This window comes from Stenotrophomonas sp. P5_A8 (assembly GCF_056400545.1).
Map to the genome: position 1 here is coordinate 1 of NZ_JBFULB010000630.1, position 759 is coordinate 759.

The 759-nt window shown below is 62.4% G+C and carries 1 protein-coding gene; it reads right to left on the bottom strand.

Annotated features, from left to right (window positions below; translation table 11 throughout):
* Positions 1-759 (bottom strand): condensation domain-containing protein (locus AC1DQP_RS21170; protein ID WP_478052514.1); only part of this gene is annotated, 759 nt, incomplete at both ends.

Consider the following 759-nt stretch of genomic DNA (forward strand, 5'->3'; position numbering starts at 1 on the left):
CGGCTGCACCGCGAGGCCGGCCAGCGACAGGTCGGCATGTTCCATGTCCTGCCACGACAGCATGACCTGGAAGAGCGGCGAATGCGCGAGGCTACGGGGCGGTCGCACCATCTCCACGATCTGCTCGAATGGCAGGTCCTGGTGCTGCTGGGCTTTCAGAACGACTTCGCGCACGCGTTGCAGAAGCTCCTCGACATTGATCGTGCCCGAGGTATCGATCCGCAGCGCCAGCGTATTGACAAAGAATCCGATCAGCCCCTCCAGCTCCTGCCGGGGCCGATTTGCGGTGGGTGTGCCGATGATCAGATCGGGTTGACCGGACAGTCGCGACAACAGCACCGACCAGGCGGCCAGCACAGTCATATACAAGGTTACGCCGCACTGTTGGCTAAGTGCCTTCAGGCGTGCAGTCAGATCGGGCTCGATTGCCAAGGGCAGTGTGTCGCCGGAAAAATCCTGGGCCGTGGGCCGACGCCGATCAGTGGGCAACTCGAGCAGCGTTGGTGCGCCAGCCAGTTGCGTGCGCCAGTAAGCGGCCTGCTCGATAAGAGCATCGTTGGATAGCCAGCGTCGCTGCCAGGCCGCATAGTCGGTGTACTGCAACGGCAGGGCCGMGAGCCCGGAAGGTCGGTTGTTCACGAAGCCGGCATACAGCGCCTGCAACTCGCGGAACAATACGGTGCCCGACCATCCATCGGATACAATGTGATGCATGTTCAGCGCCAGCACGTGATGCTCGGCTCCGAGCTGTACCAACCG